This window comes from Cryobacterium sp. AP27, from assembly GCF_056680495.1.
Genome location: NZ_CM155285.1, coordinates 953,797 through 978,580, shown reverse-complemented (window position 1 = coordinate 978,580; position 24,784 = coordinate 953,797). Strand labels below are relative to the sequence as shown.

Here is a 24,784-nt window from a genome sequence, read left to right as displayed (position 1 = left end):
GCGTGTGGCGGCGGGCGCACTGCGCCCGCCGCCACGTCGTTCCCGCCGCCTTACCCGGTCGGCGTGCCCGCCATGCTGGTGGCGATGGTGCGCATGGCCGAGGTGTCGGCCAGGGTCGCGACGTCGCCGATGTCCCGGCCTTCCGCCACGTCCCGCAGCAAACGACGCATGATCTTGCCCGAGCGCGTTTTCGGCAGCTCCGGCACCACGAGGATCCGCTTCGGCCGGGCGATGGGCCCGATTTCCGAGACGACGTGGGCGCTGAGGCTCGCGATAATGGCCTCCCGATCGGCGAGGTCGCCGTCGATGCTGTCGCGGAGGATCACGAACGCCACAATCGCCTGGCCGGTCGTCGGGTCAGATGCCCCCACGACGGCTGACTCCGCCACGGCGGGGTGGGAGACGAGGGCCGACTCCACCTCCACCGTGGAGATGCGGTGGCCGGAGATGTTCATCACGTCGTCGACCCGGCCGAGCAGCCAGATGTCACCGTGCTCGTCGTACTTCGCCCCGTCGCCGGCGAAGTAGTAGCCCTGCGCCTTGAACCGGTCCCAGTACACCTCCTGGGCGCGTTCCGGTTCGCCCCAGATGCCGCGGGACATGGCCGGCCAGGGCTTGTCGATGACGAGATATCCGCCCTCGCCCGCCTCGACCTTCGCGCCGTGGTCGTCGACGATCTGCACCGAGATCCCGGGCAGGGCAACCTGCGCCGAGCCCGGCTTCGTGGCCGTGACGCCGGGCAGCGGCGTGATCATGATCGCGCCGGTCTCGGTCTGCCACCAGGTGTCGACGATCGGGGTCGTGCCCCGGCCGATGTGGGTGTGGTACCACATCCAGGCTTCCGGGTTGATGGGTTCCCCCACACTGCCGAGCAGGCGCACCGACTCGAGGTTGTACTTCTGGGGAATGTGCTCACCCCACTTCATGAAGGTGCGGATCAGCGTCGGCGCGATGTAGTAGATCGTCACGCCGTACTTTTCGATGATCTCGAAGTGCCGTCCCTCGTGCGGTGTGTTCGGCGTTCCCTCGTACATCACCTGGGTGGCGCGGTTGGCGAGCGGCCCGTACACGATGTAGCTGTGCCCGGTGATCCAGCCGATGTCGGCGCCGCACCAATAGACATCCGTGTCGGGCTTGAGATCGAACACGGCGCGATGTGTGTAGGCGACCTGGGTGAGGTATCCGCCGGAGGTGTGCAGAATCCCCTTCGGCTTGCCGGTCGTTCCCGACGTGTAGAGGATGAACAACGGATGCTCCGAGTCGAACGACTCCGGCGCGTGCTCGGGCGACTGGGAGCCGACGAACTCGTCCCACCAGAGGTCGCGTCCCTCCTGCATGGCGACGGGCTCCCCCACCCGGCGAACCACGAGCACCTTCTCCACGGCGGCGCCCTCCAGCGCCTCATCCACATTCGCCTTCATCGGGGCGCCGGCACCGCGCCGGTACTGCCCGTCGGAGGTGATCACGACTCGTGCCTCGGCGTCGTCGACCCTGGCGCGCAGCGCCGCCGGCGAGAATCCTCCGAAGACGACGCTGTGCACGAGGCCCAGCCGGGCGCAGGCGAGCATGGAGACGACCGCCTCCGGGATCATCGGCAGCTGGATGACGACCCGGTCCCCCGCGACCAGGCCGAGCGAGGACAGCGCGTTGGCCGCCCGGCTGACCTCGTCCTTGAGCTGCGCGTAGGTGATGTCGCGGGTGTCGCCGGGCTCGCCGACCCAGTGCAGGGCAACCTGGTCACCGTGCCCGGACTCCACGTGACGATCCACGCAGTTGTACGCCACGTTGAGCTTGCCGCCGTGGAACCAGCGCGCGTTCGGCGGGTTCGACCAGTCGAGCACCTCGTCCCACGGCTGCGTCCAAACGAGATTCTCGGCCTGGGTGGCCCAGAAGTGCTCGCTGTCGCGGTCGGCGTGCTCGTAGTGCGAGACGTCGGCGTTGGCCTGCGCCTGAAAATGCTCGGTCGGTGCGAAGGTGCGTGTCACATCCGGGCCGGTGATGGTGCTCGATTCCCTCGACATCAGTGGTCCACCGCTTCCTTCTCGGCGCCGACGCCGGTAAGCGAACGCACCTCCATTTCGGCCTGCTTGTCCAGGTCCCGCGGAACCCGGTCGAGCACGGTGCCGAGCCAGCCCAGGAAGAACGCCAGCGGGATAGACACGAGGCCCGGGTTGCTGAGCGGGAAGATGGCGAAGTCGGCGCCGGGGATCATCGACGTTTCAGAGCCGGACACCACCGGGGAGAACGCGATCAGCAGGATGGCCGAGGCCAGTCCGCCGTACATGCTCCACACGGCGCCCTGGGTGCTGAACTTTCTCCAGAACAGCGAGTACAGGATGGTCGGCAGGTTGGCCGACGCGGCGACGGCGAACGCCAGCGCCACGAGGAAGGCGACGTTCTGGCCGTTGGCGCCGATACCGCCGATGATCGCGACGATGCCGATGATGATCACGGTGCGGCGGGCGATCTTGACCTCGTCCTCGGGACGGGCCTTGCCCTTCTTGAACACGCTGGCGTAGATGTCGTGGGCGAAGGATGCCGCGGCGGTGATGGTGAGGCCGGCCACTACGGCCAGGATGGTCGCGAAGGCCACCGCGGAGATGAGTCCGAGCAGGATCGGACCGCCGAGCTCGAAGGCCAGCAGCGGAGCGGCGGAGTTGACGCCGCCCGGTGAGGCGAGGATGCGGTCGGCGCCGATCAGGGCGGCCGCGCCGTAGCCGAGCACGAGGGTGAAGACGTAGAACCCGCCGATGAGCCAGATGGCCCACACCACGGAGCGGCGGGCTTCCTTGGCCGTCGGGACGGTGTAGAAGCGCATCAGCACGTGCGGCAGCGCCGCGGTGCCGAGCACCAGGGCCAGCGCCAGGGAGATGAAGTCGAGCTTGGTGACGTCGGACAGGCCGAACTTGAGGCCGGGGTTCAGGATCTCCGGGTTGCCCGCGGTCGCCACGGCGGCATCCAGCAGGGTGGAGAGGTTGAAGCCGTGCAGGGCGAGCGTCCAGATGGTCATCACGGCGGCACCGGCGATGAGCAGGCAGGCCTTGATGATCTGCACCCAGGTGGTGCCCTTCATGCCGCCGATGAGTACGTAGACGATCATCAGGGCGCCGACGATGGTGATCACGATCGACTGGCCGACCTTGTCGTTGATGCCGAGCAGCAGCGAGACGAGCCCGCCGGCGCCGGCCATCTGGGCCAGGAGGTAGAAGAAGCACACCATCAGGGTGGTGATCGCGGCCGCAATGCGAACCGGGCGCTGCTTCAGGCGGAAGGAGAGCACATCCGCCATCGTGTACTTGCCGGTGTTGCGGAGAAGTTCGGCGACGAGCAGGAGCGCGACCAGCCAGGCGACGAGAAATCCGATGGAGTACATGAATCCGTCGTAGCCGGTGATGGCGATCGCCCCGACGATTCCGAGGAACGAGGCCGCAGACAGGTAGTCGCCGGCGATGGCGGTGCCGTTCTGCCCGCCGGTGAAGGAACGTCCGGCCGCGTAGTAGTCGGCCGCCGTCTTGTTGTTGCGGCTGGCGCGCAGCACGATGAACAGCGTGATCGCGACGAACGCGCCGAAAATGCTGATGTTCAGAACCGGGTTGCCCGGAGACGAGGCCGCGGTTGCGAGGTGGATGTTCACTTGGACTCCTTCGAGGCGGTAGCGAGCGGGCCCTCAATTTCGTGGCGGATTTTCGACGCGATCGGGTCGAGCCGGCGCCCGGCATAGGTGACGTACCAGGTGGTGATCGCGAATGTGGTCACGATCTGGGCCAGGCCGAGCAGCAGGCCGATGTTCACACTTCCGAACACCTTGATCGACATGAAGTCGTGCGCGTAGCCCGCGAGAAGCACGTACGCGAAGTACCAGAGCAGGAAGGCAACGGCCACCGGGAAGACGAAACTCCGATGACGTTTGCGCAACTCCTGAAATTCTTCGGATTTCTGCACTTGATGGAAGGTATCCGCCGAAACGGCCACTTCCTCGGTCAGGGCGTCATTGCCCATGATGTTCTCCTCGTCATTGAAAGAAGTTCCAGCAGGCGCTGCCGGACTTGTATCGTGCGGCTCACTCTGCCCGTGTTTCGCCCGCCGGTGGTCGCCTTCCGGGGTTTCCATCGCCGAACGGCGGTCAGCATGCGCCGAACGGCGCGTTCCGCGCAGGAGGATTAGGGTTGGCAGCATGCCCGAGTCACCGCTGCTCGCCGTGGTCGTCATCGGCGTCGTCATCACCCTGCTCATCGCGCTCGTCGGCGCCGCGGGATTTCGGCTGCTCCGCTCCTGGCGGGAGCTGGGCACGGATGCCGAACGGGCCACGTTCACGACGCTGCACTCCGCGTCGTTGGCGGGCAAGCACCTGCGCAACGGGCTTGAGCCGGCCGGTGCCGCCAAGGCGAGCAAGCATCTGCGGAGCCTGTTGGGTTGCGAGGCGGTGGCCATCACGGATGTGACCGGTGTGCTCGCCTGGGACGGGATCGGGGATGAACACCGCGACGCGGCGATGGGCCTCGCCGCGAAGGTGCTCGCCACGGGGCGAACCCAGGTGGTGCGGGAGTCCGGGACAAACCTGGCCGAACTGCAGGAGGCGGTCGTGGCCCCGATCCGGGCGGGATCGCGCATCGTGGGTGCGCTCGTCGCCTACGCGCCGCGAGCCAAACCGGGACTGGTGCGCGCCACCGGCGAGGTGGCCGACTGGGTGGCGGCGCAGGTCGAATTGGCCGAACTCGAGTCCTCCCGCACCCTCCTGGTGGAGGCCGAGGTGCGCGCGTTGCGCGCGCAGATCAGCCCGCATTTCATCTACAACTCGCTCAATGCCATCGCCTCCTTCATCACCACCGATCCGGAGAAGGCTCGCGACCTTGTGTTGGAATTCGCCGACTTCACCCGCTACTCGTTCCGCCGGCACGGCGATTTCACCACCGTTGCGGAGGAGCTGCGCTGCATCGAGCATTACCTCAAGCTGGAACGCGCCCGCTTCGGCGACCGGTTGCTGGTCGGCCTGACCATCGCGCCGGAGGTGCTGAGCACGGTGATTCCCTTCCTCAGCCTGCAGCCGCTGGTGGAGAATGCGGTGCGGCACGGGCTCGAAGACAAGGAAGGCATCGGCAGGATCACGATTACCGCCCAGGATGCGGGCGCGTTCGTGGAGGTGACGATCGAAGACGACGGTGTCGGAATCGAACCGGAGCATCTCAGGGCGGTGCTCGCCGGACACAGCGACAGCGATCACGTCGGGCTGCGCAACGTGGATTCGCGGCTGCGCCAGGTGTACGGCGACGATCATGGACTGGTCGTGGACACCGCCCCCGGAGCGGGAACGCTGATCACCATGCGGGTTCCGAAGTCCCAGCCCCGACCCGACCTCGCTTCATGACCGAAATTCCCGTGTCCGGCGTGCCGGTGACTGACAGACTGGCTCCATGATCACTGTGCTCATCGCCGATGACGAGCCCCCCGCCCTCGATGAACTCACCTTCCTGCTCGGCAAGGACGACCGGGTCGGGACGATTCACCGCGCCTCATCCGGATCGGAGGCCCTGCGCATCCTCGATCACGAGCGTGTGGACGCGTTATTCCTCGACATCCACATGCCTGGACTGTCCGGCCTCGATATCGCCCGCGCCGTGTCACGGTCGGGCACCGCCCCCGCCGTGGTTTTCGTCACCGCCGACGAGGACCATGCCGTGAAGGCCTTCGAACTCGCCGCCGTCGACTATCTGCTCAAGCCCGTTCGCGCCGAACGGCTGGCCACGTCGGTCGGCCGGGTGATCGAAGCGATGACGATCGCGGAAACCGTGCCCGCCGCGATGATCACCGTCGACGTCGGCGGCATGAAGAAGATGATCCGCCGCGATGAGGTGAGCTACGTGCAGGCCCAGGGCGACTACGCCCGGCTGCACACCGCGGATTCCAGCCATCTCATCCGGGTTCCGCTCGCCGATCTGGAAAAGCAATGGGCCGAGGCCGGCTTCCTCCGCATACACCGCTCCTACCTCGTGTCGATGACGCACGTCACGAAAGCGAATCTGAGCGCCGCGCAGCCGACGATCGTCGCCAGCGGCGCCGAACTGCCCGTGAGCCGCCGGCACCTGCCCGCCCTGCGGGAAAAGCTCGAGACCACGCGCATCCGGCCGTCCGCATGAGCTCCGACGCGCCCCCCGGGCCGACCCCGCCGCGACGGGTGCGCGTCACCGCGCCCAGGTCCCAGGCCCGACGGGCGTCGCCGGGGTGCCCGGTGGCCCGAGAGGTCGCCGAGGAGTCCGAGGTGGGCCAGGTTTTCGTGCGTTCGCTCATCCGCTCGCAGCTTCGACTGGCGGTGGTCGTCGCTGTCGGCTTTCTGCTCATCCTGCTGGCGTTCCCGCTGCTTCTGGCCTGGGTGCCCGGCATGGACGAGGCCACGTTTCTCGGGGTGCCCTTCGGATGGCTGTTGCTCGGCGTCGGAGTTTACCCGCTGATCGGGCTGAGCGCGTGGCTGTATGTGCGCACCGCGTCGCGTAACGAGGCCCGGTACCTCGATCTGGTTGAGGACGAATGAACCCGGCGGTGGGCTACGCGGGCCTGATCGGCGTCTTCGTCGTGACCGCGGCGATCGGCTTCTACGGCCTCCGGATCTCTCGCACCACCGAGGACTTCTATGTCGCCTCGCGCACGGTGCGGCCGTGGTGGAACGCGTCCGCCATCGGCGGCGAATACCTGTCCGCCGCGAGTTTCCTCGGGGTCGCCGGGTTGATCCTCATCTCCGGCGCGGACGCGCTCTGGTTCCCGATCGGCTACACGGCCGGGTACCTGATGCTGCTGCTCTTCGTGGCCGCGCCGCTGCGCCGCTCGGGCGCGTACACGGTTCCCGATTTCACCGAGGGGCGCCTGGAGTCGGTGGCGGCACGCCGAGTCACGAGCCTGCTCGTGGTGCTCGTCGGCTGGTTCTACATCGTGCCGCAGCTGCAGGGCGCCGCCCTCACGATCCGCATCGCCACCGGACTTCCTTCGTGGGTGGGGTCCGTGGCCGTGGCCGTCGTCGTCTGTGTCACCGTGCTGATGGGTGGGATGAGGGCGATCACCTTCGTGCAGGCCTTCCAGTTCTGGCTCAAGCTCACCGCGATCGCCGTGCCGATCGTTTTCGTGCTGATCGTGATGGCCAACAACGGACTGGCCATTCCCGCCGTCGCCGAGCCGTTTGCGTCCAACCCGGTCGGTTCTCCCCCGTCCGGCACCTACCGGAACATCTCGCTGGTCATCGCCCTGCTGTTCGGCACGCTGGGCCTGCCGCACGTTCTGGTGCGCTTCTACACCAACCCGGACGGCACGTCCGCCAGACGCACGACCCTCATCGTCCTGGCGCTGCTGTCGGTCTTCTACATTTTCCCGACGCTCTATGGCGTTGTGGGGCGGGCGTTCGCGCCGGACCTCGCGGTGGCTGGCACGGCCGATGCCCTGGTGCTGTTGCTGCCGGGACGGCTGATCCCCGGGCCGGCGGGCGACATGCTCACCGCCCTCGTGATCGCCGGGGCGTTCGCCGCCTTCCTGTCGACCACCTCCGGGCTTGTGGTCTCCGTCGCGGGCGTGATCAGCCAGGACGTGCTCGGCGGCCGGGTGCGCGGCTTCCGGATCGCGGCGGTGTTCTCCTCCATCGCGCCGCTGGGGGTGGCCCTGATGACGGACTCGATGCAACTGGCCGGCAGTGTGGGCCTGGTGTTCGCGTTCACCGCCTCGACCCTGTGCCCGCTGTTGTTGCTCGGCATCTGGTGGCGCGGCCTGACGGACGCCGGCGCGATAGCGGGGATGCTCGCGGGCGGCGCCTTGTGCGGCGGGTCCATCGTGCTGGGCCGGGTGCTCGGGTCCGGCACGGGTCTGCTGGGCGAGTTGCTGGCGCAACCGGCGGCCTGGACCGTTCCCACGGCCTTCGCGGTGATGATCGCGGTATCGCTTGCCACGAAGAGCCGACGTCCGGGCGGCATCACGAAGATTATGACCCGCCTGCACACCCCGGAACGCCGGTCGGCCGCTGCGACCCGCTGACACGTCCCGCAACGGCGGGGAAACGCGAAACGCGCGCGCCCCGAAGGACGCGCGCGTTTGTGCAGGCCGGCTGCTTAGCGCTTGCGCTTCTCGCGCACGCGCATCGACAGGTTGATCGGGCTTCCCTCGAAGCCGTAGAGCTCGCGCAGGCGACGCTGGATGTAGCGACGGTAACCCGGGTCCAGGAAGCCCGTGGTGAACACCACGAACGTCGGAGGGCGGCTGGATGCCTGCGTACCGAAGAGGATCCGCGGCTGCTTGCCACCGCGCACGGGGTGCGGGTGGGCCGAGGCGAGCTCGGCCAGGAAGGCGTTGAACTTGCCGGTGGCGATGCGGGTGTCCCACGACTCGAGCGCGAGCTCGAGGGCCGGAACCAGCTTCTCCATGTGACGACCGGTGAGCGCCGAGATGTTCACGCGCGGGGCCCAGGACACGTGTGCCAGGTCCTGCTCGATTTCACGCTCGAGGTAACGGCGACGGTCGTCGTCGATCTGGTCCCACTTGTTGAACGCGAGCACGAGGGCGCGGCCCGACTCGATCACGAGGTCGATCACGCGGATGTCCTGCTCGCTGATGACCTCGGTCACGTCGAGCAGCACAATGGCGACCTCGGCCTTTTCGAGGGCGGCGCTCGTACGCAGCGAGGCGTAGAAGTCAGCGCCCTGCGCGAGGTGCACGCGACGGCGGATTCCAGCGGTGTCGACGAAACGCCACACCTTGCCGCCGAGCTCAACCTGCTCGTCGACCGGGTCGCGGGTGGTTCCGGCGAGGTCGTTGACGACCACGCGCTCTTCACCGACGACCTTGTTCAGCAGGCTCGACTTGCCGACGTTCGGGCGGCCGAGGATGGCCACGCGGCGGGGTCCGCCGACTTCCTGCTTGGCGACGTTGGAAATCTCGGGGAGAACCTCGAGGATCGCGTCGAGCAGGTCGGCGACGCCGCGACCGTGCAGGGCGGAGACCGGCCACGGCTGGCCGAGTCCGAGCGCCCAGAGGCTGGCCGCTTCGGGCTCCTGGCGAACGTCGTCGACCTTGTTGGCGATCAGGAAGACCGGCTTGCCGCTCTTGCGCAGCATCCGCACCACGGCTTCGTCGGTCGAGGTGGGCCCGACGTTCGAGTCAACGACGAACATCACGAGGTCGGAGAGGTCGATGGCGATTTCGGCCTGGGCGGCAACGGATGCGTCGATGCCCTTGGCGTCGGGCTCCCAACCGCCGGTGTCGACGAGGCTGAACGTGCGTGCGTTCCATTCGCCCTTGTACGCGACGCGGTCACGCGTCACGCCGGGAGTGTCTTCGACGACGGCCTCGCGGCGGCCGAGAATACGGTTGACGAGCGCCGACTTGCCCACGTTGGGGCGGCCGACGATCGCGATCACCGGAACGGCCGGCAGGTACTGAATCGCGCTCGGGTCGTTGGTGACCGTCGACAGTACGTCGAAGTCTTCCTCGTCGAGATCGTAGTCATCGAGGCCGGTGCGCAGCGCTTCGGCTCGCTTGGCGGCCAGCTCCTCGTCGAGGTTCGCCAGCCTTTCCGCCAGCTCGTTATCGAGCGCGGAGCCCGTGTCGTCGTATTCCTCAGTCATTTGCCCTAGCCGTACGTGTGTGGATGACGTCGATGACCGCGGTAATGGTCTGTTCTAAGTCAAGGTGGGTGGAGTCAACGGTGGTGACACCGTCTGCGGCGCTCATAAAATCGACGACCTGTGAGTCAGCGCGATCTCTCGATCGCAGCTGATCTGCCACGGTTTTGGCCGACTGGGTAGTTATTTCCGCAGAGCGCCTAGCCATTCTAGCCTCCTCGGATGCGGTGAGTAGAATGCGCACGTCTGCGTCGGGTGCCACGACGGTCGTAATGTCGCGTCCTTCCACCACCACGCCGGGCCGATCCACGTTGCTCGCGAGGCTCTGGAACAGCTCCGTGAGGTGTGTGCGTACCTCGGGAACGCGGGCGACGGCGCTCACTGCAGCCGATACGGCGGGCGAACGGATGGCGTCGGTCACGTCGGTCTCCCCCACGAGCACGTAGTACTCGTCGGGGTCGGTTCCGATGGAGTAGTCGAACTCGACCAGCGCGGCCTTGACCGCGTCGGCGCTCTCGGTGTCGACCTTGCGGTCGAGCACGAGCCAGGCGAGCGCACGATAGGCGGCGCCGGTGTCGAGGTAGGCGAAGCCGAGCCGGCGGGCCGCGGCGCGGCTGACGCTCGACTTTCCGCTTCCGGCCGGACCGTCGATGGCGACGACGGTGGGGAGAGAATGACGAGCCATGCGTTTAACCAGCAATCCGCCAGCCGCGGGCGGCCAGCTCAGTCGTGAGGCGCGAAATGGCCTCGGGCAGAACAGAAATTTCAGCAAGTCCGATTTGGGCGCCCGGCGAGTGCTCCAGCCGGAGGTCTTCGAGGTTCACCCCGAGGTCACCGATGTCGTTGAGCAGCGCCGCGATCTGGCCCGGCCGGTCACTGACCATGACGGTCATCGATGTGAAGCGGCGGTCCTGGCCGTGCTTGCCGGGCAGCCGTGCCACCCCGGCGTTGCCGCCGGCGAGTTCCTCGGCGACCCGGCGCTGAGCGCCGGGAGCGGTGGGGTCGGCGAGGGCGTCAATGAAGCGGTCGAGGTCGTCGCGGTAGGCGACGAGGATCTCCCGCACCGGTGCCGCGTTGGCGCCGAGGATCTGCACCCACAGGTCCGGGTCGCTCGCGGCGACACGCGTCACGTCGCGCAGGCCCTGGCCCGTGAGGTTCAAGGAGGAGTTGGCGGCACCGGTCAGGCGCCGGGCCATCAGCGTGGAGATCACCTGTGGCACGTGGGACACCAGCGCCACGCCGCGGTCGTGTTCCTCGGGGGTCATTTCCACGAGAATGGCGCCGAGGTCGAGAATGAGGTCATCGATCGCCCCGGCCTGCTGGTAGCTGATCGCGTCGTGGGCGGCGACCACCCAGGGGCGTCCGATGAACAGGTCGGCCCGGCCCGAGAGCGGCCCGCTTTTCTCGCGGCCGGCGAGCGGATGCGAGCCGATGTAGCGACTGACGTCGGCTCCCCGGGCGCGCAGCTCGGCCAGCGGCGCGAGCTTGACGCTCGCGACATCGGTCACGATCGCGGTCGGGTACGCCTCGAGCTCGCGGGCGACGACCTCCGCGGTGACGTCCGGCGGAACGCACACGACGATGAGCTGCGGGGTGTCGCCGGGCGCGGCCGCCCGGCCGGCTCCGTAGTCGATCGCGATGCTCAGGTGCGTCGGCGACGCATCGGCGAGGATCACTTCGATGCCGCGGTTGCGCAGGCCGAGGCCCACGCTTGTGCCGAGCAGGCCAACGCCCACGACGCGCACCGGGCCGACGAGTCGGCTCTCGATGGGCGTGCTCGCGGTCGGGCGCGCGTCGGCGTCGGCCGACGTGCTCCCGGTGGCGCCGGTGGCGCGCTCGGCAGGTGCGGTCATCAGCGAGCGTCGCGGCGATCGTCGCGCGAGTCGCGGCGATCGTCACGGTCGTCGCGTGCGTCGCGCTGGTCTCCGGCGGGCTGGTCCGTCTCCGGCCGCTTGCTCGGCGCCTGACGCGACACGGTGAGGAGCTGTCCGAGTTCTTCGCGGGTCAGTTCGCGCACGGCGCCCTGGCGCAATGTGCCGAGGTGCAGCGGGCCGAACTGGCGGCGCACCAGGTCGATGACGGGATGTCCGACGGACTCCAGCATCCGTCGCACGATGCGGTTGCGGCCGGAGTGCAGCGTCACCTCGACCAGGCTCACACCGTCGCCGGGAGGGCTCGTGAGGAGACGGGCCTTGTCCGCCTTGATGGGGCCGTCGTCGAGTTCGATGCCGCTCTGCAGCTGGCCGATGGTCTGCGCCGAGACGCGGCCCTCCACCTTGGCGATGTAGGTCTTCATCACACCGAACGAGGGGTGCGCGAGCACGTGGGCCATGTCGCCGTCGTTGGTGAGGATGAGCAGCCCGCTGGTCTGGGCGTCGAGGCGCCCCACGTTGAACAGGCGCTCGTCGAACTGGTCCGTGAACTCGCGCAGGTCGGGGCGGCCGTTCTCGTCCATCATCGACGAAACCACGCCGACGGGCTTGTTGAGCATGATGTACCGACGGCTCGTGTCGAGCTGCACGGCCACGTTGTCCACGGCCACCTGGTCGGTTTCGGGGTGTACTCGACGACCGAGCTCCGTGACGACCTTGCCGTTCACCCGCACGCGACCCGAGGTGATCAGCTCTTCGGACACCCGACGCGACGCGACGCCGGCCCCGGCGAGCACCTTCTGCAGGCGGATGCCGTCGGCCGCGGCCTCCGGATTCGTGCCCGCATCGGGGTTGTTGGTGGTTTCATGATGGTCGTTCGTCATCGCAGATCCTCGAATCCGTCGGAGCCGTCGTCGAGCAACGGCGATATGTGTGGCAACTCGTCGAGCGAGTTGATTCCGAGCTGGGTCAGCAGCAAGTCTGTGGTGGCGTAGTTGATCGCGCCGGTTTCGGCGTCGGTGAACGCCTCGGTGATGAGTCCGCGGCCGAGCAGCGTGCGCACGACGGAGTCGACGTTCACCGCACGAATCGACGCAACCGCGCCGCGGCCGATCGGCTGCTTGTAGGCGATCACGGCGAGCGTCTCGAGCGCGGCCTGCGAGAGGCGGCTCGGGTTCTGGGTGAGCACAAAATCGGCCACGAGCGGGTCGTGGGCGGCGCGCACGTAGATGCGCCAGCCGCCGGCCACGGCGCGCAGCTCGAAGCCGCGGCGCACGGTGTCGAATTTTCCGTCGAAGTCGTCGACGAGCCGCGACACGGACGCCGCGACGTCCTCGGCCGGGCGGCCCACCGCCGTCGCGAGGTGCACGATGCTCTGCGGCTCGTCCGCCACCATGAGCAGCGCCTCAAGCTCACGGTCGAGGGCGAACGCGGCGGCATCCGGTGCGTGCACGCGCGGCGCGGCGCCGGTCGGTACGGGCTGCTCCACGGGCGGGTGGGTCTGGGTGTCAGTTGTCATAATCGGCTCCGAGATTCGCGAGGTTCTCGTCGGACCAATTGGAGGCGCTCCAGCGCAGGGTGAGCTCACCGAGCGGTTCGATCTGGTCGAAGGAAATGGCACCGTAGCGGTACAGCTCGAGCACCGCGAGAAAGCGCGCGATCACGATGCCCTTCTCGCCTGCGCCCGTGATGAGGTGGCGGAACGAGAGCGGGTCCCCCGGCATGAGCATGGCCACGATGTACGCGGCCTGTTCGCGGATGCTCACGAGCGGCGCGTGCAGATGGTCCAGGCCTACCGTCGGCAGCTCACGGGGCGTGAGTGCGAGGGCGGCGAGGGCACCGAAGTCCTGCAGCGACAGCGTCCACATGAGTTCGGGGGTCTGCTGGCGGTATTTCTCCTCCAGCCGCACCGACCGGCTGTGCCGGGCCGACTCGGTGTCGAGGCGGTCGCCGAACCAGGCGGACGCCTGCTTGAACGCTCGGTATTGCAGCAGCCGGGCGAAGAGCAGGTCCCTGGCCTCGAGCAGTGCCACGTCGTCGGCGTCGACGAGTTCGCCCTGCGGCAACAGGCCGGCCACCTTGAGGTCGAGCAGCGTCGCGGCGACGACCAGAAACTCGGTCGCCTGGTCGAGTTCTTCCGGGCCGGTGAGGCCGCGTAGGTACCCGATGAATTCGTCGGTCACCTGGCTCAGGGAGATCTCGGTGATGTCGAGCTCATGGCGCGAAATCAGGTTGAGCAGCAGGTCGAACGGGCCCTCGAAATTGCCGAGGGCGACCGAAAAAGCGGGCTTCTCGGCCGCGCTAGGCGACGGCGCCACGCTGAATCAGTTCCCGAGCCACGGAGAGGTAGGCCTTGGCGGCCGGGTGCTCCGGGGCGAATTCGGTGATCGGTATCCCGGCGACGCTCGCGTCGGGGAATTTGACGGTGCGACCGACCACGGTGTCGAGCACGCGGTCGCCGAACGCGTCGACGACCCGCTCGAGAACCTCACGCGAGTGCAGCGTGCGGGAGTCGTACATGGTCGCGAGGATGCCGTCGAGCTCGATGGCCGGGTTGAGCCGGTCCCGCACCTTGTCGATGGTTTCAATGAGCAGGGCGACGCCGCGCAGGGCGAAGAACTCGCACTCGAGCGGGATCAGCACGCCGTGGGCGGCGGTGAGCGCGTTCACGGTGAGGATTCCGAGGGAGGGCTGGCAGTCGATGAGAATGACGTCGTACTCGGGCGTGAGCTTGCGCAGCACCCGGGTGAGGATTTGTTCGCGGGCGACCTCGTTCACGAGGTGCACCTCGGCGGCCGAGAGGTCGATGTTGGCCGGGATCACGTCAAGACCCTCGACGGAGGTCTGCTGTACGGCATCCAACGGGTTGACCTTGCTGCTCAGCAGCAGATCGTAAATGGTGGTGACATCGTGCGTGGGAACGCCGAGGCCGGCGGAGAGGGCGCCCTGCGGGTCGAAGTCGATCGCGAGCACGCGTCGGCCGTAGCCGGCCAGGGCCGCACCGAGGTTGATGGTGGTCGTGGTCTTGCCCACGCCGCCCTTCTGGTTGCAGAGCGCGATGACGCGAGCGGGACCGTGACTGCTCAGCGGTTCGGGCGCCGCAAACTCCTGTTTCTCACGCCCCGTGGGACCAACGGGAGTCTCTTCCAATCCGGGTAGAGATATCCGTTCACCCTGCCGACGCGCCACTGATGTCCTCGATCCGCTTTTTGCCACCTGCCGATTCTACCGACAGCGCGGGCCGCGCGGGGCTCGCCGTGCCGCGCGCCCCGTATTCCGGCCCGCCACAGCCCGCAAAGGTGGCCGCTGCGGTCAAGTGTTGCCCGCGCTTCAGGCACTATCGTCCGGTTCGGCCACCTTTGCGCGGCGAACCTGGAAGCGGATGTTGTCCGCGCACAGGCGAGGCGGGCGCCAGTTCTGCACAGATCCCGCAGGGGTCCCCCGTTCTCGCGCTCCCCGCGCCCATGATTGCAGCATGATCGACAACCGCCTCGACCCCGAGACAGGACTTTTTCTCGTGAAGAGTCCGACATCGACCGAATCAGACAGCCGGCAATTTCGTCGCGAAAGTCACCACGGCACCGCGCGTTTTCTGCGGAGGGGTGTCGCCGTCACCAGCAGAGACTGGGCGGTGTGGACGCCCCGGGAGCGCTACCTGGCTCGCGTTCGGGCCGTCGTGGAGACCCGACAGAACCGGCCGGTGATCAGTCACGAGTCGGCCGCCGCGCTCTGGGAGTTCCCCGTCATCGACGACGTGTTTCCGGCATCCGTGCACGTACTGGCCCCACGCGCGACGAATCTGCGCAGCAAGAACGGCGTGATCGTGCACCGCGGGGACTTCGGCACCGCCGACGTCGCGGCGACCGGCGGCATCCTCTCGACAACGCCGGAGCGCACCCTGCTCGACATCGCCCGCGCGACCCCCTTCGTGAGCGCCGTGGCCGCTCTCGACCACGCCTTGAACTCAGATCGTGCCCAGCCGCCGGTGTGGACCACGCAGGCGGCGCTGCTCGAATTGCTGCAGACGTGTGGCTCGCATCGTGGGGTTGTGAGGGCCACGAAGGCGATTCTGTTTGCCCGACCGAACGCCGCCAACGTGGGCGAATCGGTCAGTCGGGTCGCGATCGCTCAGCTCGGATTCCCCCGCCCCGAGCTACAGACCCGTCACCGCAATCCTCGCGGGGGTTCCTACTACACCGACTTCGAGTGGCCGGAATTCCACGTTGTCGGGGAACTCGATGGCCTCAGCAAGTACGTGAAACCTGAGTATCTGCATGGAATGACGCCCGGCGACGCGGTCGTGAAAGAGAAAGTACGCGAAGACGACCTTCGAGCCGAAGGAAACACCGTGGCTCGATGGATTCCCGACGACGTGCGCAACCCTCGGCAGTTGTTTCGCATCCTCAGTGCGGCGGGGCTGCCCACCGTGCGCTGAAGCATTCTGCGTTCAGCGGCGGCCTATTCCTGAACGTGTCGAAGGTTCGACAGCGCGCGGACGAAGCACACCACGGCGGCGAAGGCAGCGGCGCTCGCGGTGACGATCGTGTACAGGTCGAAGGCGCCGAGGAAGAGAACCACGCTCGCGAGTGCAAGCGCCACCGCGCCGACCACCCACATCAAGGCGAATGTCTTGTGGCGGTTACGGGTCGGTTTCTCTGTTGCCATACTTCAACGGTATCGGGTCGGCGCTCCGCGCGCCGCTCGGATCCCGTCAGCCGCCTCCGAATCGGACAGCTGTTGCCCGCGCACCAGACACTGATGTCCGCAACTGGCACCAATGCGGGCGGGCGGGGCGGGCGGGGGTCAGCGAGCCCGGGGGTGCGCCGTCGTGTACATGTCGCGGAGGGTGTCCACGGTGACGAGCGTATAGATCTGTGTGGTGGCCACCGAGGAATGGCCGAGCAGTTCCTGCACCACGCGCACATCCGCGCCTCCGGCGAGCAGGTGCGTGGCGAACGAGTGGCGCAGCGTGTGCGGCGACACGGGAACGGTCAGCCCGGCCCGTTCCGCTGCCGCGCGAATGATCAGCCAGGCATTCTGCCGGCTCACCCGCTGCCCGCGCGCACCGAGAAACAGCGCCGGTGTGGCCTTTCCCCGGCCCGACAGCGTCGGCCGGGCACGCACGATGTAGGCGTTCACGGCGGCCCGGGCGTAGCTGCCAACGGGCACAACGCGCTGTTTCTCACCCTTGCCGGTGAGCCGCACCATTTCCTCATCGAGCACCTCGGCGAGCACGTCGTCCACGTTGAGACTCACCACCTCGGAGACACGCGCACCGGTCGCGTAGAGCAACTCCAGCAGAGCCTTGTCGCGCAGCTGCAGCACGTCGTCGCCATCCGTGGCCGCGAGCAGTGCCGTGACCTCCTCAATCGAAATGGCTTTGGGCAGTCGCATAGCGAGCTTGGGCGGCTTGGTCTCGTGCGCCACGTCCGTGTCGACGAGCGCCTCTTCGAGCAGGAACCGGTGCCAGCCGCGCACGGTCGAGAGCACCCGCGCGATCGACGCCGCGGTCAGCGGCGTCTCGTGGCGCGTGCCCAGAAACTGCACGAACGAGGAGATGTGCGCCGCCGTGATGCCGCGCGGCTCGGTCACCGGCACATCGTCGAGCCACGCCGCGTACACGGTGAGGTCACGCCGATACGCGGCGACGGTGTTCGCGGCCAGGCCGCGTTCAATCGAGACGTGCCGCAGGTACGAGTCCACAGCCGCCTCGATCGCGCGGTTCACTCCGCGTGCTTCCAATTGAGTGGATGCCCGGGCCACGGCGCATCACTTTCCGCGAGGGTGCTCCAGTCGCGGGAGCGCGACACCTGGGCGGCGAGCACACCGATGACGAGCGACGGGTTCTGCACCCGCCGGGCGAGAACCGCGTCGACGCACTCGTCGAGCGGCACCCAGCGAATCTCAATATCGGCCTCTTCCTCGGTGCGCGCGAAGACTTCGGCGCTGGCCGAGATACCGCGGGCGAGGTAGATGCGAATGGCTTCGCTGCTGCCGCCGGGCGAGGTGTAGAAGTCACTCAGCACGTTCCACCGGGTCGCGACCACGTCGGCTTCCTCCGCCAGTTCACGCCGGGCGCCGACGAGGGGATCTTCCCCCGTGATGTCGAGCAGGCCGGCGGGCAGCTCCCATTCGCGCATGCGCACGGGGTGCCTGTACTGCTTGATCAGCAGCACCCGATCCTGCTCGTCGAGCGCGAGCACGACGACGGCACCGGTGTGGTCCACGAATTCGCGCACGATCGAGGCACCGTTGTAGTCGAAATCATCCCGACGGATGCTCCACACCTTGCCGGTGAAAACCTGCTCGGAGTCCGTGACGGTGAAGTCGGCGGTATCGTCCTGCAGTGGTTCGCCGACCGGCGTGGTGGCGGTCGACGGGTCGACGCTCACGACGAGTCTCTCGACGGCTCGGTTCGGCGTGCCTCGACGGCGGCGGAATCGGCACTATGGTCAGCGTCAGCGTCAGCGCCGCCGGAGTCAGCGTCGGATTCGTCGGACTCGTCGGCCTCGTCGGCCTCGTCGGTCTCCTCCGGCCCTGTCACGGCGGCGCGCGTCGCCGCGACACCCGACCAGTCCGTGCGTGACAGCGGCGAGGTCCAGGGGTCGGGGCCCCCGAACGGCGGCATGCTGAGCAGGCTCGCGGAGAGGTCAGACATCCGCGTCCTCTTTCACCTCAAACAGGCGAGTCGACTGCTGGCGATCGAGCGCCGCGGCGATAAGACCACGGAACAGCGGGTGCGCGTGGTTGGGACGCGAACGCAGCTCCGGGTGAGCCTGCGTGCCCACGTAGAACGGGTGCACCTCGCGGGGAAGCTCCACGTACTCCACGAGCTTGCGGTCCGGCGAGACGCCGGAGAACCAGAGCCCGGCGAGGGCGATCTGATCGCGGTACGCGTTGTTGACCTCGTAGCGGTGACGGTGACGCTCGGAGGCGACATTGGCGCCGTAGAGCTCGGCGACGATGGAGCCCTCCGCGAGGTCCGCCGCGTAGAGTCCGAGACGCATGGTGCCGCCGAGATCTCCGCCGGCGATGATCTCGACCTGTTCCTCCATGGTGGCGATCACGGGGAACTCGGTCTCGGGGTCGAACTCGCTCGACGACGCGCCTGGCAGGCCGGCCTTGTCGCGGGCGAATTCCACGACCATGCACTGCAGGCCGAGGCACAGGCCGAGCGTCGGAATGCCGTTTTCGCGAGCGAATTTGAGCGCGCCGAGCTTGCCCTCGATGCCACGGATGCCGAAACCGCCGGGAACGCAGATTCCGTCGAGTTCGCCGAGCAGACGCGCCGCGCCCTCTTCGGTTTCGCAGTCGTCGGAGCCGATCCAGACGATCTTCACCTTCGCCTGGTTTGCGAAGCCCCCCGCACGCAGCGCCTCGGTCACCGAGAGGTAGGCGTCCGGAAGGTCGATGTACTTGCCGACGAGACCGATGGTCACCTCGTGCTTGGGGTGACGCACCGCTTCGAGCAGGTTCTCCCACGCCGACCAGTCCACGGTGGAGGCGGTGAGGCCGAGGGCGTTGACGATGTAGCGGTCGAGGTTCTGGTCATGCAACATCGTCGGGATCTCGTAGATGCTGGCCACATCGACGGCGTTGACGACCGCGTCCTCGTCAACATCGCACATCAGGGCGATCTTGCGCTTGTTCGACTCGGAGACCGGGCGGTCGCTTCGCAGGACCAGCGCATCGGGCTGAATGCCGATGGAACGCAGCATGGCGACGGAGTGCTGCGTGGGCTTCGTCTTCTGCTCGCCGGCCGCGCCGAGGAACGGTACGAGCGACACGTGCACGAAGAAAACGTTGTTGCGACCAAGCTCGTGGCGCACCTGACGCGCGGCTTCGATGAACGGCTGCGATTCGATGTCACCGACGGTGCCGCCGATCTCGGTGATGATCACGTCGGGGCGCACGTCGTCGTCGGCCTGCAGACGCATACGGCGTTTGATCTCATCGGTGATGTGCGGGATGACCTGCACCGTGTCGCCGAGGTACTCGCCGCGGCGTTCCTTGGCGATCACCTGCGAGTACACCTGGCCGGTGGTCACGTTCGCGCTCTGACCCAGGTTGATGTCGAGGAATCGTTCGTAGTGACCGATGTCGAGGTCGGTTTCGGCGCCGTCGTCGGTGACGAACACTTCACCGTGCTGGAACGGGTTCATCGTTCCCGGATCCACGTTGAGATAAGGGTCCAGCTTCTGCATGACGACGCGTACGCCGCGAGCAGTGAGCAGGTTGCCGAGGCTTGCCGCCGTCAGGCCCTTGCCGAGGGAAGAAACAACACCACCCGTCACAAAAATGTGCTTCACAGTTTTGTCGAGTTGGCTGTTGTCTGAATTGTCCGCGTTAATTTTATCCACCACGGGCTTCAATGCTATCAGGTCATTTCGACGCCCTGAGCGAGCTCCATCAGCTCCCGCGCGTGCACGAGCCCGCTGTGCGAGTCGGGCAGTCCCGACAGCAGCCGGGCCATTTCGGCGGCGCGGTCGTCTCCGTGCAGCTGGCGCACGCTGCTCGCGGTGACCGAGCCGTCGCTGTCTTTCACGACGCTCAGGTGGTTGCCGGCGAACGCGGCGACCTGCGCCAGGTGGGTGACAACGATCACCTGGGCGGTTTCGGCGAGCCTCGCGAGGCGTCGTCCGATCTCAATCGCGGCCGCACCACCCACTCCGGCGTCAACCTCATCGAACACGAAGGTGGGCACCGGGTCGGTGGCGTTGATGACGACCTCGATCGCGAGCATCACCCGGGAGAGCTCTCCACCCGACGCGCCTCGGCCGAGGGACCGGGGTTCCGCGCCGGCATGAGGCTGCAACAGGATCTTCACCAGGTCCTGGCCGCTGGCGCTGAAGTCATCGCGGGTCTCCACCTGCACGAGCAGACGGGCATCCGGCATCGCCAGGGCTGCCAGTTCCGCCGTCACGAGCGTGCCGAGCGATGCCGCGGCGCGCCCACGCAGGGCAGTCACGGTGCCGGCAAGAGTGGTCACGAGGGTGTGGTCGGCCTGCGCATCGGCGCCGAGCTGTTCGATGCGCTCCGAGTCGCCGTCGAGCTCCAGCAGTCGGATGCTGCCGCTTTCGAGAAACGCGATCGCCTCGTCGATCCCGCCCGCGTATTTGCGGGCGAGTGAACCCAGCTCGGCGCGGCGTTCCTGAACGATCTCGAGTTCCCGCGCCCCGTCCACGTCGACGCCGGCGAGGTACGTGGAGAGTTCGGCGGCGATATCGGCAACGACAAAGCCGGCGTTGGCGAGGGAAGCGACGAGCGGCGGCAGGGCGGCGTCGTGTGCGGCCACGCGATCGAGGGCGCGCCGGGCTCCCTCGAGCAGGGCCACCACGTCGGGGGCGTCGTCGGGGTTCTCCTCGGCGGAGAGCATCTCGCGGGACTGCGCCGCGGCGAGCCGCAGCTCCTCCAGGTTTCCGAGACGTTCGGCGCGCTCGGCGAGTTCGGCGTCTTCACCGGGCTGCGGGGCCACCGTTTCGATCAGGGCGAGGGCCACGCGCAGGTCTTCGGCTTCGCGTTCGCGAAGGTCGTGCTCGGCGGTGAGCCGGTCGAGTTCGAGCTGGTTGGCCTGCCAGCGGTGGAACGCGTGCTGGTACAGGCCGAGCGCCTCCGTCAGGTCGGGTCCGGCGAAACGGTCGAGGGCGTCGCGCTGGGCGACGGCTGAGCGCAGGCGCACCTGGTCGGATTGACCGTGCACGACCACAAGCGCGCTGCGCAGGTCGCTCAAGACTCCGGCGGGCGCGCTGCGTCCGCCGACGACGGCGCGGCTGCGGCCCTCCGACGACACGGTTCGTCCCAGGATGAGCTCGGGCCCGTCGAGGTCTCCCCCGGCTTCGCGTACCCGTTCCGCCACGGGACCGCTGGGGTCGATGACCCAGCGTCCCTCGACGGAACTCTGCGGCTGACCCTGGCGCACCGTTCCGGCATCTGCTCGGTCTCCCAGCAGCAGGCCAAGCGCGGTGACGACCATCGTCTTGCCCGCACCCGTTTCACCGGTGACGGCCGTGAAACCGGGGCCGAGCGGGAGGGTGGCTTCGGCAATCACTCCCAGGTCGCGGATGACTATTTCCTCGATCATGCGGATGCCTCACTCACGCCCGACCGGGCCTCGCCAGCCGGTCACGGGCAGATTGAACTTGTTGACCAGTCGGTCGGTGAACACCCCGCTGTGCAACCGGGCGAGTCGCACGGGCACGGGGGAACGGCGCACGATCACGCGCGATCCCGGCGGAAGATCGAACGTCCGTCGGCCATCGGCACACAGTACCGCCGAAACACCGGTGCGGGCCAGAACCTCCACGGCGAGCGACGAATCCGGCGCGACGACGAGTGGGCGGGCGAACAGGGCGTGCGCGCTCAGCGGCACGAGCATGAGGGCGTCGAGGGTCGGCCACACGATGGGGCCTCCGGCCGAGAAGGCATAGGCCGTTGAGCCGGTGGGGGTGGACATGACCACGCCGTCGCAGCCGAAGGAGGACAGCGGCCGGCCGTCGACCTCGACGACCACCTCGATCATCCGCTCGCGGCTGGCCTTCTCCACGGTGACTTCGTTGAGCGCCCAGGATTCGTAGACGACCTCGTCGAAGGCCTTCACCCGCACGCTGAGAGTCATGCGTTCTTCGACGACGTAGTCGCGCCGGAGCGCGCGGTGCACGGCCGCGCCGAGGTCGTCTCGTTCGCTTTCGGCCAGGAAACCCACGTGACCGAGGTTGATCCCGAGCAATGGCACCGGGTGCCCGCGCACGAGTTCCGCGGCGCGCAGAATCGTGCCGTCTCCGCCGAGCACGATCGCCAGCTCCACGTCGGTGGTCTGCACGGTGTCGCCGAGGATCTCGAGGTGTCCGTTCAGGTCGGGCCAGGACGCCAGCACGTCGTCGCGTTCATTCGACGCGAGCACGGGGATCGCACCGGCCGCGATGAGCTGCCCCGCCACGGTGACTGCCGCTTCGAGCGAGTCGGCCCGGCCGGTGTGAGCGACGATGAGGATGTGGCGCGGCGCCGGGGTCATCGGGTCACGCTCCGACCAGCGCGTCGATCCGGTCGATCCATTCGGTGGGGCTGCTGCCCTCGCCGACGTTCAGGTGGCAGAGGTACTCGCGGTTGCCCGCGGCGCCGGCGATCGGTGAGGCGATGAGGCCCTTGGTGCGTAGACCGAGATCCCAGGCTGCCCAGAGCACTCCGGCGACGGCGTCGGAACGCAAGGCGGCATCGTGCACGACGCCCTCCCGGATTCCGCCACGCCCCACTTCGAACTGCGGCTTGATGAGCAGCACGAAGTCTGCTCCTTCGGCGGCCGTGGCCAGAAGCGCCGGGAGCACGGTCGTGAGCGAGATGAACGAGAGGTCGGCGACGACGAGGTCGGCGCGGGTGGTGATTCCCGTTTCCCGCGCGAGCTTGTCCGCCGTCGAGTACCGCAGGTTGAATCCCTCGACCAGGGTGAGCTTCGGCTCGTCGGCGAGCTGGGGCGCCAACTGGCCGTGACCGACGTCGACGCCCAGCACCTGCGCGGCTCCGCGTTCGAGCACCACCTGGCTGAATCCACCGGTCGAGGCGCCCGCATCCAGCACCGTGCGTCCGGTCACCGGAATGTCAAAGGCGTCGAGCGCGGCGATGAGTTTGTGGGCGCCGCGGCTCACGTAATGGTCGGTGGCCGCGACCTCCAACACGGAGCCTTCGCTCACGCGGTGGGAGGACTTCACGACGGGAAGACCGTCAACGGTCACGAGTCCGCCGGTGATGAGTTTCGCGGCAACCGTGCGGGAACGCACGAGGCCGCGTTCGGTGAGCGCAGCGTCGAGGCGCAGCAGCTCGGGTGGCGCGATCGCGTGCAGTGCCGCTTCCGCGAGCTCCTCTTCGGTGAGGTCGTCGTCCTCGAACCCCGCCCGGTCCGGCGCGACGAGTTCGCTCTGCTCGGCCGCTCGTTCTTCATTTGATCGGTAGCCGCTCGTGCCGGTGTTGCTCATTCGTGGATGTCCTTCGTGGTCGCGATCGCGTCTGCGCCGAGGGGCGCGTCTGCATCCTCGAGGCGCGCGACCAGGTCCTCGTGCAGCTGCACGAAGGCCGCGGCGCGCGCCTCCAGGGGTTGTTCGTCAATCATGCTGAGGCGGGAACCGAGGTCGGTCTTGCCTTCAGCGTCGGAATTGCTGGTCTGGTAGGTCACCTACCTAGGCTACTGCGCGAGATACAACCGCTCGGGAACGTTGAGCCCATAAATCGGTCGGCCCGAGTTCCAGATGACGGCGCACGCCGCGCGCAACAGGTTGATTCCGTTGTCTCCGTCGCTCGTGACGACCACATCTGCTCCTCGGATGGCGACCGTGGCGCCGCCGACCGTGGCGGTGGTTCCGTCGTCGGAGAAGACCGTCGTCGGGTACGGCTCGTGCAGCTGGCGCAGGTCGTCGAGCAGGAAGGTCGGCCGCGAGTCGGCCTCGGCGGCCAGGGCCTGCTTCGCGCGGTCGATTCCGGTGAGCACCAGGACCGCCGGGATTCCGGCGCGGTTCGCGCCCAGAATATCGGTGTCGAGGCGGTCGCCGATGAAGAGGGCACGGTGCGCGCCGAAGCGACTGACTGCTTCGACGAAGATGGCCGCCTCGGGTTTGCCCGCCACGATCGGCAGGCGCCCCACAGCGGTGTGTACGGCGGAAACGAGGGTTCCGTTGCCGGGTGCGATCCCCCGGGCCACCGGAATGGTCCAGTCGGTGTTCGTCGCAATCCACGGGATGCCCGCGGTCGGTCCGGTGGGACTCAACGCGAAGGACGCCTCGGCCAGGTGTGCCCATCCGATGTCAGGCGCGAACCCCTGGATGACCGCGGCGGGGTTGTCGTCTGCGGATCGCGTCACGATGAATCCGGCCTTCTCGACCTCGGAGACGAGCCCGTCTCCGCCGATCACGAGAATGCGGGACCCCGCGGGTACCTCCGCGGCCAGCAGGCGCACGGCGGCCTGCGGCGATGTGACGACATCCGTTGCTTCCACCGACAGCCCGAGCTCGGTCAGATGATCGGCGACAGACTGGTCGGTACGCGAGGCGTTGTTGGTGATGTAACCGACCCGCACGGATTCCGCCGCGAGGTTGAGGCTCTCCACCGCGAACGGGATGGCTGCCGGGCCGGCGTATACGACCCCGTCCAAATCGGCCAGGAGAACGTCCACTCCGGTGAGCGGCGTAACCGGCGCGCGTTGATCCGCGGCTTCGCCGCTGACGGGACCCTCGCCGTTCGACTGGGTCAAGCCGGTCACGACGTCACCCGTCGCTTGCGTCGCGTCGGTCGACGCCACGCCCGACCCGAAGATGCCGCGCACGAAGCCTCCAACGCCGC

Annotated in this window: 25 protein-coding genes; 5 read left to right on the top strand and 20 right to left on the bottom strand. The window is 67.8% G+C overall.

The features are described 5' to 3' along the window. Nucleotides 1-50: 50 nt before the first annotated feature. From acs to AC1MB9_RS04510, 3 genes are read right to left on the bottom strand one after another with little or no spacing between them, the layout of a single operon-like run. Nucleotides 51-2,021: an acetate--CoA ligase gene (acs, locus tag AC1MB9_RS04520; protein ID WP_479963849.1), complete on the bottom strand. Its 1,971-nt coding sequence runs from the start codon at nucleotides 2,019-2,021 to the stop codon at nucleotides 51-53. Beyond that, complete coding sequence (locus tag AC1MB9_RS04515; RefSeq protein ID WP_479963848.1) at nucleotides 2,021-3,634, bottom strand: solute symporter family protein; 1,614 nt, start codon at nucleotides 3,632-3,634, stop codon at nucleotides 2,021-2,023. The genes acs and AC1MB9_RS04515 overlap by 1 nt, the downstream gene beginning before the upstream one ends. Then, nucleotides 3,631-3,999 carry a DUF485 domain-containing protein gene (locus AC1MB9_RS04510; protein WP_479964580.1) on the bottom strand — a complete coding sequence of 123 codons (369 nt, stop codon included), beginning with the start codon at nucleotides 3,997-3,999 and terminating at the stop codon, nucleotides 3,631-3,633. The genes AC1MB9_RS04515 and AC1MB9_RS04510 overlap by 4 nt, the downstream gene beginning before the upstream one ends. 175 nt (nucleotides 4,000-4,174) lie before the next feature. Here AC1MB9_RS04510 and AC1MB9_RS04505 point away from each other — a divergent pair, with 175 nt between their 5' ends. The 4 genes from AC1MB9_RS04505 to AC1MB9_RS04490 are packed head-to-tail and all read left to right on the top strand — an operon-like array spanning nucleotide 4,175 to nucleotide 8,007. After that, nucleotides 4,175-5,365 carry a sensor histidine kinase gene (locus AC1MB9_RS04505; RefSeq protein ID WP_479963847.1) on the top strand — a complete coding sequence of 397 codons (1,191 nt, stop codon included), beginning with the start codon at nucleotides 4,175-4,177 and terminating at the stop codon, nucleotides 5,363-5,365. A gap of 46 nt (nucleotides 5,366-5,411) precedes the next feature. Beyond that, nucleotides 5,412-6,134, top strand: coding sequence for a LytR/AlgR family response regulator transcription factor (locus AC1MB9_RS04500; RefSeq protein WP_479963846.1), 723 nt, complete (start codon nucleotides 5,412-5,414; stop codon nucleotides 6,132-6,134). Then, nucleotides 6,131-6,526 carry a hypothetical protein gene (locus AC1MB9_RS04495; protein WP_479963845.1) on the top strand — a complete coding sequence of 132 codons (396 nt, stop codon included), beginning with the start codon at nucleotides 6,131-6,133 and terminating at the stop codon, nucleotides 6,524-6,526. Before AC1MB9_RS04500 ends, AC1MB9_RS04495 begins: the two co-directional genes overlap by 4 nt. Beyond that, nucleotides 6,523-8,007, top strand: coding sequence for a sodium/solute symporter (locus tag AC1MB9_RS04490; protein WP_479963844.1), 1,485 nt, complete (start codon nucleotides 6,523-6,525; stop codon nucleotides 8,005-8,007). The genes AC1MB9_RS04495 and AC1MB9_RS04490 overlap by 4 nt, the downstream gene beginning before the upstream one ends. A gap of 74 nt (nucleotides 8,008-8,081) precedes the next feature. Here AC1MB9_RS04490 and der read toward each other — a convergent pair whose 3' ends face one another. Genes der through AC1MB9_RS04455 form a run of 7 tightly spaced genes read right to left on the bottom strand, consistent with a single transcriptional unit; the run spans nucleotide 8,082 to nucleotide 14,611 of the window. Beyond that, a complete protein-coding gene (gene der / locus AC1MB9_RS04485) occupies nucleotides 8,082-9,593 on the bottom strand; it encodes a ribosome biogenesis GTPase Der (RefSeq protein WP_479963843.1) in 1,512 nt (503 codons plus the stop codon). Beyond that, nucleotides 9,586-10,275 carry a (d)CMP kinase gene (cmk, locus tag AC1MB9_RS04480; RefSeq protein ID WP_479963842.1) on the bottom strand — a complete coding sequence of 230 codons (690 nt, stop codon included), beginning with the start codon at nucleotides 10,273-10,275 and terminating at the stop codon, nucleotides 9,586-9,588. The genes der and cmk overlap by 8 nt, the downstream gene beginning before the upstream one ends. Nucleotides 10,276-10,279: 4 nt before the next feature. Continuing rightward, nucleotides 10,280-11,443 carry a prephenate dehydrogenase gene (locus AC1MB9_RS04475; protein ID WP_479963841.1) on the bottom strand — a complete coding sequence of 388 codons (1,164 nt, stop codon included), beginning with the start codon at nucleotides 11,441-11,443 and terminating at the stop codon, nucleotides 10,280-10,282. Beyond that, nucleotides 11,443-12,345 (bottom strand): pseudouridine synthase, encoded by a 903-nt coding sequence (locus AC1MB9_RS04470; protein WP_479963840.1) that lies wholly within the window; start codon nucleotides 12,343-12,345, stop codon nucleotides 11,443-11,445. The genes AC1MB9_RS04475 and AC1MB9_RS04470 overlap by 1 nt, the downstream gene beginning before the upstream one ends. Next, nucleotides 12,342-12,980: an SMC-Scp complex subunit ScpB gene (gene scpB / locus AC1MB9_RS04465; protein ID WP_479963839.1), complete on the bottom strand. Its 639-nt coding sequence runs from the start codon at nucleotides 12,978-12,980 to the stop codon at nucleotides 12,342-12,344. The genes AC1MB9_RS04470 and scpB overlap by 4 nt, the downstream gene beginning before the upstream one ends. After that, nucleotides 12,970-13,779 carry a segregation and condensation protein A gene (locus AC1MB9_RS04460; RefSeq protein ID WP_479963838.1) on the bottom strand — a complete coding sequence of 270 codons (810 nt, stop codon included), beginning with the start codon at nucleotides 13,777-13,779 and terminating at the stop codon, nucleotides 12,970-12,972. Before AC1MB9_RS04460 ends, scpB begins: the two co-directional genes overlap by 11 nt. Continuing rightward, complete coding sequence (locus tag AC1MB9_RS04455; RefSeq protein WP_479963837.1) at nucleotides 13,763-14,611, bottom strand: ParA family protein; 849 nt, start codon at nucleotides 14,609-14,611, stop codon at nucleotides 13,763-13,765. The genes AC1MB9_RS04460 and AC1MB9_RS04455 overlap by 17 nt, the downstream gene beginning before the upstream one ends. A gap of 325 nt (nucleotides 14,612-14,936) precedes the next feature. Here AC1MB9_RS04455 and AC1MB9_RS04450 point away from each other — a divergent pair, with 325 nt between their 5' ends. Beyond that, complete coding sequence (locus tag AC1MB9_RS04450) at nucleotides 14,937-15,896, top strand: hypothetical protein (protein WP_479963836.1); 960 nt, start codon at nucleotides 14,937-14,939, stop codon at nucleotides 15,894-15,896. Between the two features lie 23 nt (nucleotides 15,897-15,919). Here AC1MB9_RS04450 and AC1MB9_RS04445 read toward each other — a convergent pair whose 3' ends face one another. From AC1MB9_RS04445 to AC1MB9_RS04400, 10 genes are all read right to left on the bottom strand, one after another. Further along, nucleotides 15,920-16,126, bottom strand: a complete 207-nt coding sequence (locus AC1MB9_RS04445) for a hypothetical protein (RefSeq protein ID WP_479963835.1) — start codon at nucleotides 16,124-16,126, stop codon at nucleotides 15,920-15,922. A 138-nt stretch (nucleotides 16,127-16,264) separates the two neighbouring features. Beyond that, nucleotides 16,265-17,188 (bottom strand): site-specific tyrosine recombinase XerD, encoded by a 924-nt coding sequence (gene xerD, locus AC1MB9_RS04440; RefSeq protein ID WP_479963834.1) that lies wholly within the window; start codon nucleotides 17,186-17,188, stop codon nucleotides 16,265-16,267. Further along, on the bottom strand, nucleotides 17,185-17,853 hold the full coding sequence (locus AC1MB9_RS04435) for an NUDIX domain-containing protein (protein WP_479963833.1): 669 nt from the start codon (nucleotides 17,851-17,853) through the stop codon (nucleotides 17,185-17,187). The genes xerD and AC1MB9_RS04435 overlap by 4 nt, the downstream gene beginning before the upstream one ends. Then, nucleotides 17,850-18,119, bottom strand: coding sequence for a hypothetical protein (locus AC1MB9_RS04430; RefSeq protein WP_479963832.1), 270 nt, complete (start codon nucleotides 18,117-18,119; stop codon nucleotides 17,850-17,852). The genes AC1MB9_RS04435 and AC1MB9_RS04430 overlap by 4 nt, the downstream gene beginning before the upstream one ends. Further along, complete coding sequence (locus tag AC1MB9_RS04425; protein WP_479963831.1) at nucleotides 18,112-19,824, bottom strand: CTP synthase; 1,713 nt, start codon at nucleotides 19,822-19,824, stop codon at nucleotides 18,112-18,114. The genes AC1MB9_RS04430 and AC1MB9_RS04425 overlap by 8 nt, the downstream gene beginning before the upstream one ends. Before the next feature lie 14 nt (nucleotides 19,825-19,838). Then, nucleotides 19,839-21,542 carry a DNA repair protein RecN gene (gene recN / locus AC1MB9_RS04420; RefSeq protein ID WP_479963830.1) on the bottom strand — a complete coding sequence of 568 codons (1,704 nt, stop codon included), beginning with the start codon at nucleotides 21,540-21,542 and terminating at the stop codon, nucleotides 19,839-19,841. A 9-nt stretch (nucleotides 21,543-21,551) separates the two neighbouring features. Then, the gene (locus AC1MB9_RS04415; RefSeq protein WP_479963829.1) at nucleotides 21,552-22,472 is read right to left on the bottom strand and encodes an NAD kinase; all 921 of its coding nucleotides are present in this window, start codon (nucleotides 22,470-22,472) and stop codon (nucleotides 21,552-21,554) included. Between the two features lie 4 nt (nucleotides 22,473-22,476). After that, complete coding sequence (locus AC1MB9_RS04410; protein WP_479963828.1) at nucleotides 22,477-23,427, bottom strand: TlyA family RNA methyltransferase; 951 nt, start codon at nucleotides 23,425-23,427, stop codon at nucleotides 22,477-22,479. Further along, nucleotides 23,424-23,624, bottom strand: a complete 201-nt coding sequence (locus AC1MB9_RS04405) for a hypothetical protein (protein ID WP_479963827.1) — start codon at nucleotides 23,622-23,624, stop codon at nucleotides 23,424-23,426. The genes AC1MB9_RS04410 and AC1MB9_RS04405 overlap by 4 nt, the downstream gene beginning before the upstream one ends. A 9-nt stretch (nucleotides 23,625-23,633) precedes the next feature. After that, complete coding sequence (locus AC1MB9_RS04400; RefSeq protein WP_479963826.1) at nucleotides 23,634-24,767, bottom strand: HAD-IIA family hydrolase; 1,134 nt, start codon at nucleotides 24,765-24,767, stop codon at nucleotides 23,634-23,636. Nucleotides 24,768-24,784 lie beyond the last annotated feature (17 nt).